18 protein-coding genes and 1 pseudogene are annotated in these 16,252 nt (G+C 67.2%); 13 read left to right on the top strand and 6 right to left on the bottom strand.

Features of this window, described 5'->3' with window-relative positions; genetic code table 11:
- Window positions 1–52: 52 nt before the first annotated feature.
- Both ABD842_RS06695 and ABD842_RS06700 read left to right on the top strand, forming a co-directional pair.
- Window positions 53–760: a hypothetical protein gene (locus ABD842_RS06695; protein WP_345111805.1), complete on the top strand. Its 708-nt coding sequence runs from the start codon at window positions 53–55 to the stop codon at window positions 758–760.
- A 300-nt stretch (window positions 761–1,060) separates the two neighbouring features.
- Entirely contained in the window at window positions 1,061–1,543 is a 483-nt protein-coding gene (locus tag ABD842_RS06700; RefSeq protein WP_345111807.1) for a hypothetical protein, read from the top strand.
- A 78-nt stretch (window positions 1,544–1,621) separates the two neighbouring features.
- Here ABD842_RS06700 and ABD842_RS06705 read toward each other — a convergent pair whose 3' ends face one another.
- Complete coding sequence (locus tag ABD842_RS06705; RefSeq protein WP_345111808.1) at window positions 1,622–2,575, bottom strand: NmrA family NAD(P)-binding protein; 954 nt, start codon at window positions 2,573–2,575, stop codon at window positions 1,622–1,624.
- Between the two features lie 443 nt (window positions 2,576–3,018).
- Between ABD842_RS06705 and ABD842_RS06710 the strand changes: the two genes are divergently transcribed.
- The 3 genes from ABD842_RS06710 to ABD842_RS06720 all read left to right on the top strand — a co-directional run bounded on the left by ABD842_RS06710 (window position 3,019) and on the right by ABD842_RS06720 (window position 5,433).
- Window positions 3,019–3,852 (top strand): phosphatase PAP2 family protein, encoded by an 834-nt coding sequence (locus ABD842_RS06710; protein ID WP_345111811.1) that lies wholly within the window; start codon window positions 3,019–3,021, stop codon window positions 3,850–3,852.
- Between the two features lie 64 nt (window positions 3,853–3,916).
- The gene (ctlX, locus tag ABD842_RS06715) at window positions 3,917–4,843 is read left to right on the top strand and encodes a citrulline utilization hydrolase CtlX (RefSeq protein WP_345111814.1); all 927 of its coding nucleotides are present in this window, start codon (window positions 3,917–3,919) and stop codon (window positions 4,841–4,843) included.
- A gap of 161 nt (window positions 4,844–5,004) precedes the next feature.
- Window positions 5,005–5,433 (top strand): BLUF domain-containing protein, encoded by a 429-nt coding sequence (locus ABD842_RS06720; RefSeq protein WP_345111817.1) that lies wholly within the window; start codon window positions 5,005–5,007, stop codon window positions 5,431–5,433.
- Between the two features lie 4 nt (window positions 5,434–5,437).
- On the opposite strand, the gene ABD842_RS06725 is transcribed toward ABD842_RS06720, so the two are convergent.
- Window positions 5,438–5,977 carry a GNAT family N-acetyltransferase gene (locus tag ABD842_RS06725; protein WP_345111820.1) on the bottom strand — a complete coding sequence of 180 codons (540 nt, stop codon included), beginning with the start codon at window positions 5,975–5,977 and terminating at the stop codon, window positions 5,438–5,440.
- A 190-nt stretch (window positions 5,978–6,167) separates the two neighbouring features.
- Here ABD842_RS06725 and ABD842_RS06730 point away from each other — a divergent pair, with 190 nt between their 5' ends.
- Window positions 6,168–6,467 (top strand): Rossmann-fold NAD(P)-binding domain-containing protein, encoded by a 300-nt coding sequence (locus ABD842_RS06730; RefSeq protein WP_345111822.1) that lies wholly within the window; start codon window positions 6,168–6,170, stop codon window positions 6,465–6,467.
- On the opposite strand, the pseudogene ABD842_RS06735 reads toward ABD842_RS06730, so the two are convergent.
- Together ABD842_RS06735 and pncA are read right to left on the bottom strand one after the other, a co-directional pair.
- Window positions 6,464–6,985: pseudogene (locus ABD842_RS06735) on the bottom strand (2'-5' RNA ligase family protein). The gene ABD842_RS06730 and the pseudogene ABD842_RS06735 overlap by 4 nt on opposite strands.
- Window positions 6,986–7,603, bottom strand: a complete 618-nt coding sequence (pncA, locus tag ABD842_RS06740; protein WP_345111824.1) for a bifunctional nicotinamidase/pyrazinamidase — start codon at window positions 7,601–7,603, stop codon at window positions 6,986–6,988.
- A gap of 294 nt (window positions 7,604–7,897) precedes the next feature.
- On the opposite strand from pncA, the gene ABD842_RS06745 reads away from it, so the two are divergent.
- The 4 genes from ABD842_RS06745 to ABD842_RS06760 all read left to right on the top strand — a co-directional run bounded on the left by ABD842_RS06745 (window position 7,898) and on the right by ABD842_RS06760 (window position 12,475).
- Window positions 7,898–9,025, top strand: coding sequence for a hypothetical protein (locus ABD842_RS06745; protein ID WP_345111827.1), 1,128 nt, complete (start codon window positions 7,898–7,900; stop codon window positions 9,023–9,025).
- Window positions 9,026–9,095: 70 nt separating this feature from the next.
- Window positions 9,096–10,361: an imidazolonepropionase gene (hutI, locus tag ABD842_RS06750; protein ID WP_345111830.1), complete on the top strand. Its 1,266-nt coding sequence runs from the start codon at window positions 9,096–9,098 to the stop codon at window positions 10,359–10,361.
- 179 nt (window positions 10,362–10,540) lie between these two features.
- Entirely contained in the window at window positions 10,541–11,335 is a 795-nt protein-coding gene (locus ABD842_RS06755) for a PhzF family phenazine biosynthesis protein (protein WP_345111832.1), read from the top strand.
- Between the two features lie 63 nt (window positions 11,336–11,398).
- A complete protein-coding gene (locus tag ABD842_RS06760) occupies window positions 11,399–12,475 on the top strand; it encodes a tetratricopeptide repeat protein (RefSeq protein WP_345111834.1) in 1,077 nt (358 codons plus the stop codon).
- Window positions 12,476–12,482: 7 nt separating this feature from the next.
- Here the strand turns inward: ABD842_RS06760 and ABD842_RS06765 are convergent, their stop codons facing one another.
- A complete protein-coding gene (locus ABD842_RS06765) occupies window positions 12,483–12,698 on the bottom strand; it encodes a KTSC domain-containing protein (RefSeq protein WP_345111836.1) in 216 nt (71 codons plus the stop codon).
- 59 nt (window positions 12,699–12,757) lie between these two features.
- Window positions 12,758–13,399: a crossover junction endodeoxyribonuclease RuvC gene (gene ruvC, locus ABD842_RS06770; protein WP_345111839.1), complete on the bottom strand. Its 642-nt coding sequence runs from the start codon at window positions 13,397–13,399 to the stop codon at window positions 12,758–12,760.
- Between the two features lie 90 nt (window positions 13,400–13,489).
- Here ruvC and ABD842_RS06775 point away from each other — a divergent pair, with 90 nt between their 5' ends.
- From ABD842_RS06775 to ABD842_RS06785, 3 genes are all read left to right on the top strand, one after another.
- Window positions 13,490–14,521 (top strand): lysylphosphatidylglycerol synthase transmembrane domain-containing protein, encoded by a 1,032-nt coding sequence (locus tag ABD842_RS06775; protein ID WP_345111841.1) that lies wholly within the window; start codon window positions 13,490–13,492, stop codon window positions 14,519–14,521.
- Window positions 14,518–15,675, top strand: a complete 1,158-nt coding sequence (locus tag ABD842_RS06780; protein ID WP_345111844.1) for a glycosyltransferase — start codon at window positions 14,518–14,520, stop codon at window positions 15,673–15,675. Before ABD842_RS06775 ends, ABD842_RS06780 begins: the two co-directional genes overlap by 4 nt.
- Before the next feature lie 191 nt (window positions 15,676–15,866).
- Complete coding sequence (locus ABD842_RS06785; RefSeq protein WP_345111847.1) at window positions 15,867–16,184, top strand: hypothetical protein; 318 nt, start codon at window positions 15,867–15,869, stop codon at window positions 16,182–16,184.
- The last annotated feature ends 68 nt before the right edge of the window (window positions 16,185–16,252 follow it).

Raw genomic sequence — 16,252 nt, forward strand, 5'->3', positions numbered from 1 at the left:
AACAGCTACACCGTTCGCTAAGCTGCTATAACTCCCACTTTATAGTTGTTTTATGTTGGCATTTGATAAATTATTCGGCGACTGGTTTGCCGACGACGTCATCAGCTTTGAGGAGCTGGAGGCAGGTACGCGCGACCACCTGGAGCGACTGCGCCAGGGCAACGACCAGGACCGTTTTACGGCCCTGATTGCCGCCACTGAAGCGCGCTACGAGGCCTACTTCGGCGAGCGGAGCCAGGCGGGCACGGCCCGCAGCACCGGCAAGGGCACCACGCTCACCCTGGAGGCGGCCAAAAAGGCGCTGGTGCAGTGGCTGGCCGGCGAGGGCCGCGACTACATCGACTACAAGCTCCGCGACAAAGCCCAGCGCGTGCGCTTCTATCCCGGCGGCGCCGAAGAGTACTACAAGGCCGGCCACTCCGCCTGGCCGGGCCTGCTGGAGCGCTTCGACACGGCCCTGCGCGAGGTCGGGCAGAGCTTCGAAGCCGACTTCAAGGCTACCTACACCCGACATCGCGACGCGCTGCTGGCGGCCCTGCAAACCCAGTCGGGCCAGAAGCAGCAGCAGGCCGACGCCCGGCTGGGCTCCCGCACCGAGCGGGCCCTGCTCACCCGGCAGCTTTCCCGCAATGCCCGCACCCTGGGCCTGCTCTTCGACGAGCAGCCCGCCCAGGCCGCCACTTACTTCGACAAGAAGTTCTTCAATCAGCACTACGTCACCAAGGCCCCGGCCAAACCGACCCCGCCCACGGTCAACTAAGTCATCGGGCCCCAAACCGGCGCAAGCTGGTAGCTCGTGACCAGTCCCCCGCCGTTGCCCGGCTGTGCCGGGTGCCACCTTCGCCCTGAACAGCCGGGCGGCAAATCCGCCCCGCCGGCCAACCTCGGCGGGGCGGTTCCAGCTTCCCCCTTCCCAGGCTGCCGTCCCTGCGCTGGTATTTACCAGTCAGCCAGCAACCTGCGCCGGGGTTGTTCATTCCAGGCGCCAAAACAGGACGCGGCCCTGCCGGGCTCCGGTGGCCGTCAGGGCCTTATCTTCCGCTTTCCACCGCCTTTGCCGATGCTCAAGCACTTGCTGCCGATCCTGATTCTGCTAGCCAGGGCGGCCCCCGCGACCCGGGCCCAAACCAGCTGCGCCCTGCCCGTGCTCAAGGTGGTGCTCAAAAGCGGGGAAGTAACGGCCGCGGGCGCCCCCTGGAACCCGCTGGTTACCCTGCGCGTGGGTTCCGCGGCCGACTGCCCGGAGCCGGTGCGCTACCGGTTTAAAGACGCCCAGGTGAGCCTGATCCGCAACGGCCGCCCCGTGCTGCCGACCCTGCTCATCAGCCAGCCCTGGGCCGACCTGAGCGTCTTTACCAGCAGCTGCCGGCCCTGCGACCATCTGTACGTCCTCATTCCCTTCCAGAACCTGATCGTAGTGGACGCCGCCGGCAACCAGCGGCCCTACGGGAAACCGAAGGCAAAAACCGGTGCCGAGAAACTCGATATCACCACCGACGAGTTCAAAGGCGTCGTCTTTAAGTGGCTGTTAACCCGGCAATAGCCCGGCGTAATATGCAGGAAAAGGCCTGTCGATAACGTATCGGCAGGCCTTTTCCGGTCTGATTGTTCGGCCCCTGCGCTACTTGCTCCCGGCCAGCACATCCCGCACCTTGGTCCAGCGGATGTCGGGGTAGCGGCCGTTGTCGAGGGGCTCGGCCAGCTTAGCCTGTCCGCTGAGCATGTTGTGCAGGTACTGCATGCCCTGCCAGGGCGGAAACACGTCGTCTTGGGCGGGCATCAGCGTCTTGGTTACCTTGATCATGGTGCCCAGAAATCCCAGGCTGCCGGCCCGCAACAGCTTGAACTCCCGGCCCGTGGCGGCCGTGGCGGTGGCCCGCAGGTCGCGGGGGCTGGCCACTTCGCCGGCCACGCGCAGGTAGCGGGGCGTGGTAGCATCGAGGGCGGCGGCGGCGGTGAACTCGGCGGTATTTACCATCGTGGTGAAGTCCAGGGGCTGGTCGGCGTCGCCCCAGTAGAGCACCCGCTTCGGGCCCGCCAGCACCACCGGGGCCTGCCCCGTGAGCAGGTCGGCAAACATGCCGTTGAGGATGGAAGTGGCCTGGATGGGGGCTTTATCAACCCGGCGCATAAACTCCCGGCGCAGGTCGAAGTTGCGGTTGGAGCCCTCGGGCAGGCGGGTGAAGTCGGCGGAGTAGTCGGAGGGAATGAAGCGCGGCACGCCGGCGGCCACGGCGGCTTCCAGCAGCTGCGTCTGGGCCTCCACGATTACCTCCCGCAGCCCCGATAGGGCCGACACCACGCAGGTGGCACCGGTGCAGGCCCGGGTCAGCGCCGCGGCGTCAGTATAGTCAACGGCCAGCACTTCCACGCCCTGCAGCCGCAGCGACTCGGCTTCGGCCTTGGGGCTGGCGGCCGGGCGCACCAGGGCCCGCACGGTGGCGCCCCGCTGCCGGAGCTGGTGGGCAATGAGCAGACCCAGAGCCCCCGTGGCGCCGGCCAGTACGATGAGGGCCGGGGCGGCCGCCGGCGGGGTAACAGGAGCGGAGTGCGGGCCGGTGGGTTGCGGAGCCATAAGTCGATAGTGAGAAATGCTGAAGCAGCCGGCCCGGGCGGGCAGTGGTGGTGGGGCGGCCGCGGATGGTGCTGGGCAGTAATACCGCTCCGTTCCGGGGAATGTTATGCGGGGCCGGTAATACAGCCGTACCCGGGGCGGCGCGGGCGGCAGGCAATGCCGGGCCGAACTATTCCATCTGTGTTAGTACGACGCCATTACCGCCCCGTACCCCGCTTTACTGCAAGCTTTACTGCAAGCTTTATTCATGCGCATAATTATTTGCCGGGCTCGCGCTGGCTTACGCCGTCTGAGCCCGGTTGCTCCGGTGCAGGCAAGCAGCGGCAAGCCCTGCCGCTGGGTGGGGGAGGGCAGAAGTAGGGTGGCGCGGGGGCGGGAGTCTAACCCAACTGTAGATTTCTGCGTTGGGGCTGCATCTCCTCCTTTATCCCTTGTCCTTTGCCATGAAGTCACTCCTTTCTCTCTGCCTGTCGGGTGTCCTGCTGCTGGGGGCCGGCCCGGCGGCCACGGCCCAGCGGGCTACCGCTTCGCCCTACCACACCCGTTTCGCCGTCGATGGCCCCATTATCCTGGGGCTGGGGGCCATCAATGCCACCGGGCTGTACCTGGTGCAGCAGAAGAGCGGCCTGTCCGAAGCGGAGTCGGCTGCCCTCGACAGGAATGACATTCCCAAATTCGACCGGTTTGCGGCCGGCCGCTACAGCGACCGGGCCCAGCTGGTGAGCGACATTACCTGCTACGGCTCCCTGGTGGTGGCGCCGGGCCTGCTGGCGCTGAACCCGGGGGTGCGCGGCAAATACGGGCAGGTGCTGGGCCTGTACGTGGAAACGATGGCCATTACCGCCGCCCTGTTTACCATGACGGTAGGCACCGTGTATCGCTACCGCCCTTTCCTCTACGGGCCGGAAGGAGGCACCAAGCGCACCAGCAAGATTTCCACCAACTCCTTTTTCGCCGGTCATACCGGTCACACGGCCACGGCCACGTTCTTTGCCGCCAAGGTGTTCCACGATTTCAACCCTGACTCGCCGGCCCAGCCGTTCGTGTGGGGGGCCGCGGCGCTGGTGCCGGCCGTGGTGGCGTATTCGCGCATGGAGGCCGGCAAGCACTTTCTCTCCGACAACATCGTGGGCTACGCCATCGGGGCTACGGCCGGCATCGTGGTGCCCCAGCTGCACAAGTCGGCGCGCCGCACTGGCTACTCCTTTACCCCGATTCAGGGCCTGAACGTGAACGGCCATTCCTACGGCGGCCTGCTGCTGGCCAAGCAGCTGTAGCCCGGGCGGGTAGCCTCGTAACCAGGTGAAGCCACGGAGTCGGCCCAGTTGCCTTGCTTTGTCTATGCAAGCTGCTTCCACCGTCTTTCTGGTTCGCCCCGCCCGCTTCGGCTTTAATGCGGACACGGCCCCGTCCAACCATTTCCAGCAGGCCATTGCCGGCCTCGACGAAGCCGCCGGGCAGGCCCGCGCCTTTGCCGAGTTCGACGCCGTGGTGGCCACGCTCCGGGGCCGGGGCGTGCGGGTGCTGGTATTCGACGACACGCCCGCGCCGGCCAAGCCCGACGCCGTGTTTCCCAACAACTGGCTTACCCTGCACCCCGACGGCCGCGTGCTGCTGTACCCGATGTGCGCCCCGAACCGCCGCCCCGAGCGCCGCCCCGACATTCTGGCCGCGCTGGGCCGGGAGTTTGTCCTCCGCGAGGTCGTCGACTTATCCGGCTACGAGCAGCAGGACCGGTTTCTGGAGGGTACCGGCAGCATCATCTTCGACCATGAGCACCGCGTGGCCTACGCGGCCCTTTCGGCCCGTACCGATGCCGGCCTGTTTGCCGAGGTGGCCGGGCAGCTGGGCTACCGGCCCGTGGCGTTTCGGGCGCACGACGCCGCGGGCCACGAAATCTACCATACCAACGTGATGATGTGCGTGGGGGCCGGGTTTGCCGTGGTCTGCCTGGCCAGCATCGGTGCCGCGGCCGAGCGGGCAGCGGTGGCGGCCGCCCTGACGGGTACGGGCCACGAGCTGGTCGACATCACCCTGGCGCAGGTGGCGCACTTTGCCGGCAATATGCTCACGCTGCGGCCTGCCGCCGGCCCCGGGCCGCTGCTGGCGCTGTCGCAAAGCGCCTTCGACGCGCTGACCGCCGGGCAGCGCCGGCGCCTGGGCTGCCACGCCGAGCTGCTGCCCCTGTCCATCCCAACCATCGAAACCATCGGGGGCGGCAGCGCGCGGTGCATGCTGGCGGAGGTGTTTTTGCCGGCCCGGCAGTAGGCTGTCTTCAGCAAAGCAACTGTGGCGGGCGTACCGGCCGCACAACCTGGCTCCGCTTGCTTGCCACCGCCGGAAAGGCTATCTTCCGGATAAGAGGAAGAAAGCCCCGTAGCAAAGCGGGAAACGGGGCAGCCCGTGGAACCGGCAAACGCCTGTAGCTTATGCACCATATCGTCTACCAGAGCTGTGCCGTGGGGCACCCTTCCCTGGCCGAGCTGCGGCAGCTGCTGCGGCAGGCCCGCGCCAACAACGACCAGCTGGGAATCACCGGGCTGCTGCTCTACGGCAACGACAGCTTTCTGCAGGTACTGGAGGGCGAGGCCGCCGTGGTGCAGAACCTCTACGCCCGCATCCGCGCCGACTACCGGCACGCGCAGGTGGTTACGCTGGCGGATGGCGGCATTGCGGACCGCATCTTTCCCAACTGGTCCATGGGCTTTCAGGGGCTGTCGGCGGCTGATTTCGTTCGGCTGACGGGCTACATCAACCCCCACCGCACCCACTTTCTGGATGCCCATCTGCCCGCCATTGAGGAGGGTATGCTCTGCCTGCTCAAGTCGTTTGTGGTCGACAACGGCGCCCGGCTGTAAAGGGCTAGCGGGCAGAGCGGGCGCGCCACTCGTGCTCCAGCATGCTCATCTCCACCAGGCTCCAGTACGCGCCGTCGTAGTTGAGAATGTCGCGGGAGGTGCCTTCCACGGTCAGGCCGCTTTTCTGGTAGCAGCGGATGGCCGCTTCATTGGACGAGTACACGCCCAGCTCGATGCGGTGCAGCCCCAGCTGCTCGAAGCCGATTTTGAGCACCTCCGTCACCATGGCCTGCCCGATGCCGCGGCCCCGGGTGCCCGTGTCGCCGACCAGCACCCGGCTGATGCGGGCCGAGCGGTTTTTGCGGCTCAGCCCGCCCAGGGAAATATGGCCCAGCGTGGCGCCCGACGCGGTATCCACGGCCTTGTAGATGAAAGCGTCGGAAGCGGCCAGGTCGTTGGTGTCCTCGACGTACCAGGCCAGCTTGTCGGCGGTGAGCGGAAAGCTGAACATGGCGCCCGACCAGTTCATAAGCAGGTACTCGTCGTGAATCCAGGTAATGAGCTGCGAAAAATCAGCAGGGGTGAAGTACTCCAGTTTTATCATAGAAAGGGCAAAAGCTAACAGTGCTTATCAAGGCAACTGCGGCGTTGCCCATCTGGTTCCGGACCCGTAAAGGTAAGGCTTTTGCGCCGCTACGGAGGAGCTTTTTGCAGCCGTTTTGTGGGCCGCGCCGCCAATAAACTCGGGCCTGGCAGGGTAACAGAAACTTCGGATTCTACTTTGCCCCCAGCCAATGAGTCCTGCCGCAGATACTGTTTTGATTACCGGCGGCGGTTTGGCCCCGGCCGAGCGGTTTGTGCCGGCCGGCAGCACCATTAGCATCGTGGGTCGCCGCGCCGATAAGCTGACCGGGGCCCAGCGCAAAGTGCCCGCCCTGCCCGCCTCCGGGGTTCCCGGCGGGTCTTTGGCCGCCGCTACGGTGGCCCGGCTGGTGGCCGGCGAGCAGTACGTGGGCTACGGCACGCCGGAGGAGCGGCGGCTGGCTTCCCGGGCCGAAAACGACGCCTGGTTTGCCCAGCGGAACAACCGCTAGCCGCCGAAGCCGAACGTTGCCAGCGCTTCCCAGGGCCCGCCGCGGTAGGCCCACAGCTGCAGCCCCGTCCCGACGGCCTCGAACGGGGTGAACTCGGCGGTCAGCTGCTCATGCAAGGCCCGGGCGGCGGCGGGCGGCACCTTGTTCTGCACCGTCACGTGGGGGCGGCGGCGCTGCTGGTCCTGGGGGGTAAGCCGGGGCCACTACTGCGCCTGCAGCTCGCGGTGCAGCGCTTCCAGCGCGGCGCTTTCGAGGCGGTAGGCCACGCCCTGGCCCAGAAACTGCAGGCCACTGACTTGCAGCGGCAGCGGCTTGCATGCCTGGCAATATTGCCGCAGCTGGGCCGTAATGCCGGCCTGCTCGGTGCCGGGCAGGTGGTGAAACAGCGTGAGGTGGGCGGCCAGGTAGTTGCGCTCCTTGGGAAAGTAGAGCTGCCGCCGCTCGTTGAAAAACGCGGCGGCCGCGTCGTCCAGCGCCAGGGTCAGAATAAGCGGCGCGGTGGTTTCGGGACTGGTCATCTAGGCGGGGAGCAGCAGGTCGGTGCTCCGGATGAGGTGGCCGCCCTGGCTGACCAGCTGGGCCCGGGCCCGGGCCCAGCCTTCGGCACTGATGGCGCGGGTGGCATCCTCGAGCAGAAACGTGGCAAACCCTTCCTGCAGCGCGTCCTGGGCCGTAAAAAACACGCAGTAATCGGCGGCCAGGCCAGCCACGTACACCTGCGTGATGCCGCGGCCGCGCAGGTAGTCGGCCAGCCCGGTGGATTTCAGGTGGCCGTTGTCGTAAAACCCGCTGTAGCTGTCGATTTCCGGGTCGGTGCCCTTGCGGAAGATGGCCTCGATGCGGTGCTGGTCGAGGCCGGCGGCCAGCTCGGCGCCGGGCGTACCCTGCACGCAGTGGGTGGGCCAGAGCACCTGGGGCCGCCCGCCCAGCTCGGTGGTGTCGAACGGCTGCCGGCCCGGGTGGCTGGCGGCAAAGCTGCGGTGGGCCGCCGGGTGCCAGTCCTGGGTGGCCACGACCAGGTCGAAGTGCGACGGCAGGGCGTTGACCACGGCAATGATGGCGTCGCCATCGGCCACGGCCAGGCTGCCGCCGGGCAGAAAATCGTTTTGAATATCAATTACCAGCAGGGCCTTCATAACCGGGGAAAGTGGGAGGGAAGAGGTACACGGCTGCCCGGCCGCCGGCGTAGGCAGCCGGTTCGGGGCCGCTGCCCGGCCGCCGGGGCCAGCAAACCGGAGCAAGCGGAAAAAACACGGGCGGGTTCTGGCTATATTTAAAGCCCTGAAAAATCCGGCCGCTTCGCCCGGCTCCCGTGAATCCGTCTTTTGATGCAGCAACAAAGTAAGCAGGCAAACTTCTTTCCGCCGCCCCGGCCGGCCATGCGGCCGGGCAAATGGCGGGTGCTGCGGGCGGGTAAGCCAGGCTGGCTGATGCGTACGGTAGTGCTCCTGCTGCTGCTGGGCGCCGGGGTGCCGGCTCCCGCCCAGCCACCGATACTGCAGACGCTGGAATTTCTGCGGAGCATCGGTCCGGCGGCAGCTCCGGCCCCGACCGGCCCGGCCCGCGTGGTGTTTGCCATCGGCAGCGTCGGCAAGGCCGGCCGCACCCGGCCCGGGGTGCGCGCCCGGCTGCAGCTGTCCGGCCCGGCCGATTCCGTGACCCTGCGCGTGGTAGCCAGCCATACCGGCCTGGGCACCGCCACCGCTACCGTGGCGCGCCGTGCTGCCACGCACGGCGTGGAGCTGTATTTCCAGTCGGCCGCCGCCCCGGCCGTGGGGGGCGCCGACCTCACGCTGCGCTGGGAATACCGCGCTCCGGCCGGGAACTGGGTTAGTTTTGCCACCACCCGCCACCGGCTGTACTGGGTGCTCAGCGCCCCGGGCCTGCCCTGGGGCGGACCGCGGGAAGAAGAGCTGTGGGCGGCCACGCTGGCCGTCAGCTGCCGGGCCGCCGCCGGGGCCCGCACGCCCGAAGAAGCCGCCAGCGCCGTCACCCGCTTCGTGTACGGCAGCCGGGACGAGGCCAGCCAGCGCACCAAGTTTCAGTACAATCCCATGCTGCCCGATGCCAACCTCACCCACCTCGACGCGGCCGCCGGGCAGTACGTGGTCCGCACCGAGGACCTGCAGGCGCTGCTGGCCAGCCTGAACAACCCGGCCATGGCCCATCTGCAGCTCAACTGCTACGACGCGGCGGGCTGCGTGATGCTGCTCAGCAACGCCCTGGGCTGCCGGCTGCGGCGGGTGAAGGTGAACTCGGCCTACTACCTGGTCACCCGCAAGCTGATCCCGATGGGCTTCACCAAGCCCGCCAAAGCGGATTTTAGGGTGCATTGCGTGGCCTGGAGCGGCCCCCTCGACGAGCGGGGACTGGTGTACGACGCCTGCTTTGCCCTGCCGCCCGCGCCCGCCGCGGCCCCCGCTACTCCGCTGGCGGCCCTGCCCTTCGGCAGCAGCCAGCACCCGGGCTCCTACGCCGAGCGGGTGTTTACCAACAAGGAGGCCTTCTACCTTACGCCCCTGCCGGCCCTGGTTATCCGCCCGGCAGCGGTGCCCTAAGCGTGGCTGGGGCGGCGCCGGAACAGTTTATTTTTTGCAGCTTCGCGCTCCACCTCTTCTTGCCTGCCCCGTGTCGTATTCCCTTCTCGTCCGCAACTGCGGCCAGCTGCTCACCCTGGCCGGCGGCCCCGCGGATCGGCCCCTGAGCGGCCCCGCGCTGGCCGACTGGCAGATTCTCGAAAATGCCTTCGTGGCCTGCGAAGGGGAGAAAATAGTGGCCGTAGGTCCGATGGCGGCGCTGGACGAAGCGCGGGTGACGGCCGCCACCCAAACCCTGGACGCCGCCGGCGGAGTGGTGATGCCGGGGCTGGTGGAATGCCACACCCACCTGGTGTTTGCCGGCAACCGCGCCCACGAGTTTCAGCGCAAGCTGCAGGGCGAATCCTACCTCGACATTCTGGCCGCGGGCGGCGGCATCCTGAGCACGGTGCGCGCCACGCGGGCCGCCCCGGAGGCGGAGCTGCTGGCCAATGCCCTGCGCCACCTCCACGACTTCCGCCGCTACGGCATCACCACCCTCGAAGCCAAAAGCGGCTACGGCCTGGACTGCGACACCGAGCTGCGGCTGGTGCGCGTGGCCCGGGAGGCGGGCCGCCGGCAGCCCGTGCGCGTGGTGCCTACGTTTCTGGGCGCCCACGTCGTGCCGCCCGAGTACTGGGGCCGCGCCGCCGACTACCTGGATTTCCTGGCCGCCGACGTGCTGCCGGCCCTGCAAGGCGAGGCCGAGTTCGTGGATATCTTCTGCGAGGAAGGCGCTTTCAGCGCGGCGGAGGCGCGGCGCTACCTGCTCCGGGCCCGGGCGCTGGGTTTCGGCCTGAAGATTCACGCCGAGCAGCTCCACGACCTGGGCGGCAGCGCCATGGCCGCCGAGTTGGGCGCCGTCAGCGTGGACCACTGCGACTACCTCAACCCCACCGATGCAGCCCGGGTGGCTGCCGCGGGCATCACGGTGGCCGTGCTGCTGCCGCTGGTGCCGCTGTTTCTGCGCCAGGAGAAGTACGCCCCCGGCCGGCAGCTCATCGACCAGGGGGTGCCCGTTGCCGTCAGCACCGATTTCAATCCCGGCTCCTGCCCGAGCAAAAACCTGTGGCTGGCGCTGTCGATGGCCTGCCTGAAAATGGGCTTCACGCCGAAAGAGGCCCTGGCCGCCGTGACCCTGAACGCCGCCTGGGCCCTGAATCTGGCCGCCGAAATCGGGAGTGTGGAAGTGGGCAAGCAGGCCGACCTGCTGGTGCTGGACGTGCGCGACTACCAGGAAATACCCTACTGGCTGGGCGAAAACCCGGTGCGCGAAGTCGTTATCGGCGGGCAGCGGCAGAACCTGTCTGACCACTAGAAAAACGAAAACGGCAGCTGCTCTCAGCCCCTATGACCGGCGGACCCGACGAAGGGTGGCGTAAGGGAATAAAAAAAGGGAGGGGGTGCCCGCCAGCTCAAAACCGCCTGCCAGGGCGGAACGCGAGGAGCACTTCTGATTTCTGCGCTTACCTTTAACGCCGATCCAACGCCCGTCTTATGCTGCTGCCCCTCTACCAGATCGACGCCTTCACCGACCGGATTTTTGCCGGCAACCCCGCCGCCGTATGCCCGCTCACCGCGTGGCTGCCCGCCGAAACCATGCAGGCCATTGCCGCCGAGAATAACCTGGCCGAAACCGCCTTTTTCGTGCTGCGCGCAGGCGCCGACTACGACATCCGCTGGTTTACGCCCACGGCCGAAATTGACCTCTGCGGGCACGCCACGCTGGCCTCGGCCCACGTGCTGTTTCGCCACCTCAATTTCCAGGGCGAGGAGCTTACCTTCCACTCCAAAAGTGGTCCGCTGCGGGTGCGCCACGCCGCCGACGGGCGCTTCACCCTCGACTTTCCCTCGCGCCCGCCCCAGCAGCTGGCCGTGCATCCCACCGGCCTGCGCGACGCCCTGCACGCCACGCCCCTCGACGTGCTGGCCTCCCGCGACCTGGTTACGCTGTTCGGCTCCGAGGCCGAAGTGCTGGCCCTGAACCCGGATTTTGCCAGAATTGCGGCCCTGGAGTACGTGGGCGTTATTGCCACCGCCCCCGGTACCAACGGCATCGACTTCGTGTCGCGCTTTTTTGCGCCCCGGGTGGGCGTGCCCGAAGACCCGGTGACCGGCTCGGCCCACGCCACGCTGATTCCGTACTGGGCCGCCCGCCTGGGCAAAAACGTGCTGCGCGCCCGGCAGGTGTCGGCCCGCGGCGGCGACCTGTGGTGCGAGCTGCGCGGCGACCGGGCCCTGATGAGCGGCTACGCAGTGACGTATCTGAAGGGCGAGATTGAAATCGGATAGCAGGCAAAAACTATGATCTACGTCCTGATATAGTCGATCTAGAAGCCGATTTATATTTTCTCTATGATGCGTTATTCCGCTGCCAAAGGGTTGCTTGTGTCTCTGCTCTGCACCCTTCTGACCACCACCTACGCCCAGAGCCCCGCCGAGGTAAAAGCACTAATCAAAGAGGGCGTGGCCCTCTACGATGCCGGCAAGTACGATGAGGCCGTGCTGCGCTACCGCCAGGCGCTGAAGCTGGCTCCCGACGACTTCACGGCCCAGTACGAGTTGGCCCTGACCTACGGCTCGTTGGGCCGCCCCGAGGAAGTGGTTGAGATGAGTAAGAAGCTGCTGCTGAACGAGGCCCGCGCCGATGCCAACGTGTACGTCATCTACGGCACGGCCCTCGACGACCTGAAAAAGCCCCGGGAAGCCGTGCGGATTTATCAGGCCGGGCTGAAGAAATTCCCCGACCAGGGGCTGCTCTACTACAACTTGGGCGTGACCCAGGCCGGGCTCCAGCAGTATGAGGAGGCCATAGTCAGCCTGCAGCAGGCGGTGCGCAAAAATCCGGGCCATGCCAGCGCCCATCGCGTGCTGGGGGCCCTAACGGCGGCCGGCGGCAACCGGGTGCCGGCCGTGCTGGAATACCTGCGCTTTTTGCAGCTCGAACCCCTCACCGAGCGGTCGGCGCCCAACCTGGCGCTGCTCGACAAGCTGCTGGCCCGGGGCGTGACGCCCACCTCCGACAGCAGCGTGACCATCAGCCTGGATAGGGACGTGCTCAAGCAGATGAACAGCCGCAAAAGCAAGCCCGACAACTTCGGCCAGGCCGACATGCTGCTGTCGATGAAAGGGGCGAAGGACAAGGCCCTGCTCAGCAAGGGCCAGCTGCCCACCGAGCGCCTGATTGAAAAGCTCGGCACGCTGCTGGAAAGCCTAGCTGAGCAGAAGCCAGCCACGCGCCCCGGCTTTGCCTGGGAATACTACGTACCCTACTTTATTGATTTGCAAAGGGCCGGCTACCTGCCCACGCTGGCCTACCTGGTGCAGGCCTCGCGCACGGCCCAGCCCGAGGTGCCGCAGTGGCTGGAGCAGCACTCCCGGGAAGTGAAGGAGCTGCGGGAATGGTCGAAGGCCTACGCCTGGCCCAAGTAGGGGCCAGCTACCGCCCCTGCTCCCGCTGGTATGGCCCGCCCTCCAGCACCTGGGTCACGAACAGCGCTTTGCCCGGCACGGCCAGCAAGGCCAGATGCACGGCCGCACTCACGCCCACGTAGCGCACTACGCGGCCATTGCGGAACTCGATTTCCAGCGTCCGCGTGTCGGCCTCGTAGCCGACGGCTTTCAGGGACGTGGAGCGGATGGGCTGGCGCTTCATAGGCTAGTGGCTTAAGTGACCGGACTGTATAATAATAAGGGTGAGCGGCGCCGGCTACGCTACTTGGCCTTGACTGCCGTGGTGGCTTTGGTCGGGGCCTTCTTGCTCGCCACCGGGGCGGCCAGCTTGTCGGGGTTGTCGGCCAGGAACTTACCCCAGCTTTTGCCGCCGGCCTTCACGTTGTTGCCTTTCTGGTAGTGGTGGCACAGGGCCACGGCCAGTGCGTCGGTGGCATCCAGAAACTTGCTGGCTTTCTCGATGGGCGGCAGCGTGAGCGTCTGGCGCAGCATGTGGGCCACGTGCTCCTTGGTGGCATTGCCCGAGCCGGTTACCGACTGCTTCACCTTGGTGGGCGCATATTCGACGTAGGGAATCTGGCGCGACAGGCAGGCGGCAATGGCCACGCCCTGGGCCCGGCCCAGCTTGAGCATGCTCTGCACGTTGACCCCGAAAAACGGCGCTTCGATGGCCAGCTCGTCGGGCAGAAACTCGTCGATCAGCTCCAGCATCCGCTCAAAGATCCGCTTGAGCTTCAGGGCGTGGTTGGGCCCGATCTTCTTCATGTCGATGACGTCGTAGCGTAGCACCGTCACCTTTTGCCCGCGCACCTCAATGACGGCGTAGCCCATAATCTGGGTGCCCGGATCGACGCCCATGATGACTTTGGGCAGCAGATCGGGGGAGTCGGGGAGGCGGGCCATAGGGGATTCGGAAAGAAGAGGGTCGGGGCCGGCGGCCGTTGGACTGGAGTCGGTAACTTGCCGTCCGTAACCAACCGTTCTGCCGCCGCCGTGCCCGAGCACCCTTTACAAAACTACACCCAAAAGCCGGAACAAGTGACGCGGCGGCGGCGCGGGCTGGTGGTGGCGGGCAAGCTGCTCATCACCGGCCTCACCCTGGGTTTGCTCTACCACTCGGTCTTTGCCGACAAAGCCACGGCGGCGGCCTGGCGGCAGCTGCTGGCCTCAGCCCTGACCGGGGCGGGGCAGGCGCCGGTGCTGGCGGCCCTGGCGCTGGTGCCCGTCAACTGGGGGCTGGAGGCCTGGAAGTGGTGGCGGCTGGCCCGGCACCTGGAGCCCGTGTCGTTCCGGCGCAGCTTCCGGGCCGTGCTGGTGGGCCTCACCCTGGGCTTCGTCACGCCCAACCGGGTGGGCGACTACGCCGGCCGTATCATCGAGCTGAAAAGTCGCCGCCTCGACGCGCTGGGGGCCGTTTTTCTGGGGCGCTACTGTCAGCTGGTCGTCACGGTGCTGGCTGGCACGGCGGGGCTGCTGTACTTTCTGCTCACGTTTTACCTGCGCGGCTACCCGGCCTCGGGCCTGGGGCTGGTGGTGGCAACGGTGCTCCTCAACCTGCTCGTGCTGCTGCCGCTCTACCGCTCCCGCCTGCTGCTGGCGGCCCTCACGCTGGTGCGCCCCCTGCGCCGCTTCCGCCGCTACCTGGCCGTGATGCCCACCTACTCGGCCCGCGCCATTCACGTCGTGCTGGCTATTTCGGCGTTGCGCTACGCCGTGTTCTGCGCGCAGTTTGGGCTGCTGCTGCTGGCCTACGACGCCCACGCGCCGTTTGGGCCGGGCTTTGCCGCCATTGCGGGCACGTTTCTGCTCAAGTCCCTGGTGCCCTCGCTCAATGCCCTGGCCGATGTGGGCGTGCGGGAGCTGTCGGCCACCCACCTGTTTGGGCTGCTCCACGAGCCCGCGCTGCCGGTGCTCAGCGCCAGCCTGAGCCTGTGGGTGCTCAACATTGCCCTGCCCAGCGCCGCCGGCCTGCTGTTCGTGCTGCGCCTGAAGGTGTTCCGGAAAAATAACGCCGACACGCCATGAGCCTAGCTCTTTCGGTGGTCCTGGGACTGGGGCTGCTCAGCGTCCCGCTGCTATACGCCCGTCAGCTGCTGCGCTTCCGCCGCGCCTGGCTGCGGCTGCCCGCTGCCGGCCCGGATTACAACGTGCCTCCGGCCACCGGGCTGCAGCTTTCCGTGCTTATTGCCGCCCGCAACGAGGCCCGGAACCTGCCCGCTTTGCTCCAGGACCTGCACCGGCAGCGCCTGCCCGCCGCCCAGTTCGAGGTGCTGGTTATCGATGACCACTCCGCTGACGACACGGCGGCGGTAGTGCAGGACTGGGCCAGGCGGGTGAAGTACCCACTACGACTGATTTCATTGGCTGACCTGCCCGGCGCGCAAACCGGGAAAAAGGCGGCCATCGGCACCGGGCTGGGGGCCGCCGGTGCGGCCTGGGTGGTCTGCACCGACGCCGACTGCCGCGTAGGCCCCGACTGGATGATGGCCCACGCCGCGCTGGCCGCTGCGCCGGAAGTGCAGTTCGTCAGCGGGCCGGTGCTGCTGACCGGCCGCGGCTGGCTGGCCGAGCTGCAGGGCGTGGAGCTGGCGGCCCTGGTTGGGGTGGGGGCCGCCGGTATCGGGCTGGGCCGGCCTACGATGTGCAACGGGGCCAACCTGGGCTACCGCAAAGCCGCCTTTGCTGCCGTGCGGGGCTTTGCCGGCAATGAGCACGTGCCCAGCGGCGACGACGAGTTTCTGCTCCACAAGATTCACGCGGCCTACCCCGGCGGTATCCGGTTTCTGCGCGACGCCAGCGCCCTGGTGCGCACGGCCGCCCAGCCCACGCTGGGCACGCTGCTCAGCCAGCGGGTGCGCTGGGCCAGCAAGTGGCAGCACTACCAGCAGCCAGCGCCCCGGCAATTGGCCGTGCTGGTGCTGCTGGCCAACGTGACGCTACTGGCCGGGCTGATTCTGAGCTCTCTTTGGCCTGCGCTTATGCCCTGGGTGCTGGCCGCCTGGACCGTGAAGCTCGGCGCCGACGTGTGGTTTCTGCTGCCGGTGCTGGGCTTTATGGGTCGGCGGCGGTGGCTGGCCTGGCTGCCGCTGCTGCAGCTGGCCTACGCGCCCTACGCCCTGGCCACGGGCCTGCTCGGGCTGCGCGGGGGCTACGAGTGGAAGGGCCGCAAAACGGGATAGTAGCACCATCAGCCAGCTTTTTCCTACTGCCAAAAAAAACTTCTTGGTTGGCCAGCGGCAGGGGAGCGTTTATGGGGGCAACTGCCTACCTTTGGGCACAACCCATAGTCCACCTTTGGGGAGGCCCGTTAGTTACTACCTACTTCTTTCGTTCCGTGTTTCGCTCGGCTGCTTTCCGTCTGCACCTCTCTGTGCTGCTGCTCCTGCTCTTTGGGCGGATGCTGGCGCCGGAGGCATGGGTGCTGGTGCTGCACGCCCACGAGCACACCCAGGAGGAAGCCGCCCAGGCGCCGGCCGCAGCCCGCAAGGACAAGCCGCTGCTGACTCCTCAGCACCAGCACTGCCACGTCGACCAGTTTTACCACGTACCGCTGCTGCCGGCTGCGCCCGTTCTCGTCCCGGTGCCGGTGTCGCGGGTTGGGTTCACCGTGCGGGCCATCCTACCGGTGCCCGGCCTACCCAGTGTAGACCAGTGCGAGCGGGCTGCTCGCGGGCCGCCCCAGGCGTAGCCCGCCGTGGCACGGTGGGCTCCTGACGAGCCGCGCTAAGCAGCGCGGCCTTGCGTCACCGCTGCGGC

This window comes from Hymenobacter algoricola, assembly GCF_039539525.1.
In the GTDB taxonomy this organism is placed as follows: Bacteria; Bacteroidota; Bacteroidia; order Cytophagales; family Hymenobacteraceae; genus Hymenobacter; species Hymenobacter algoricola.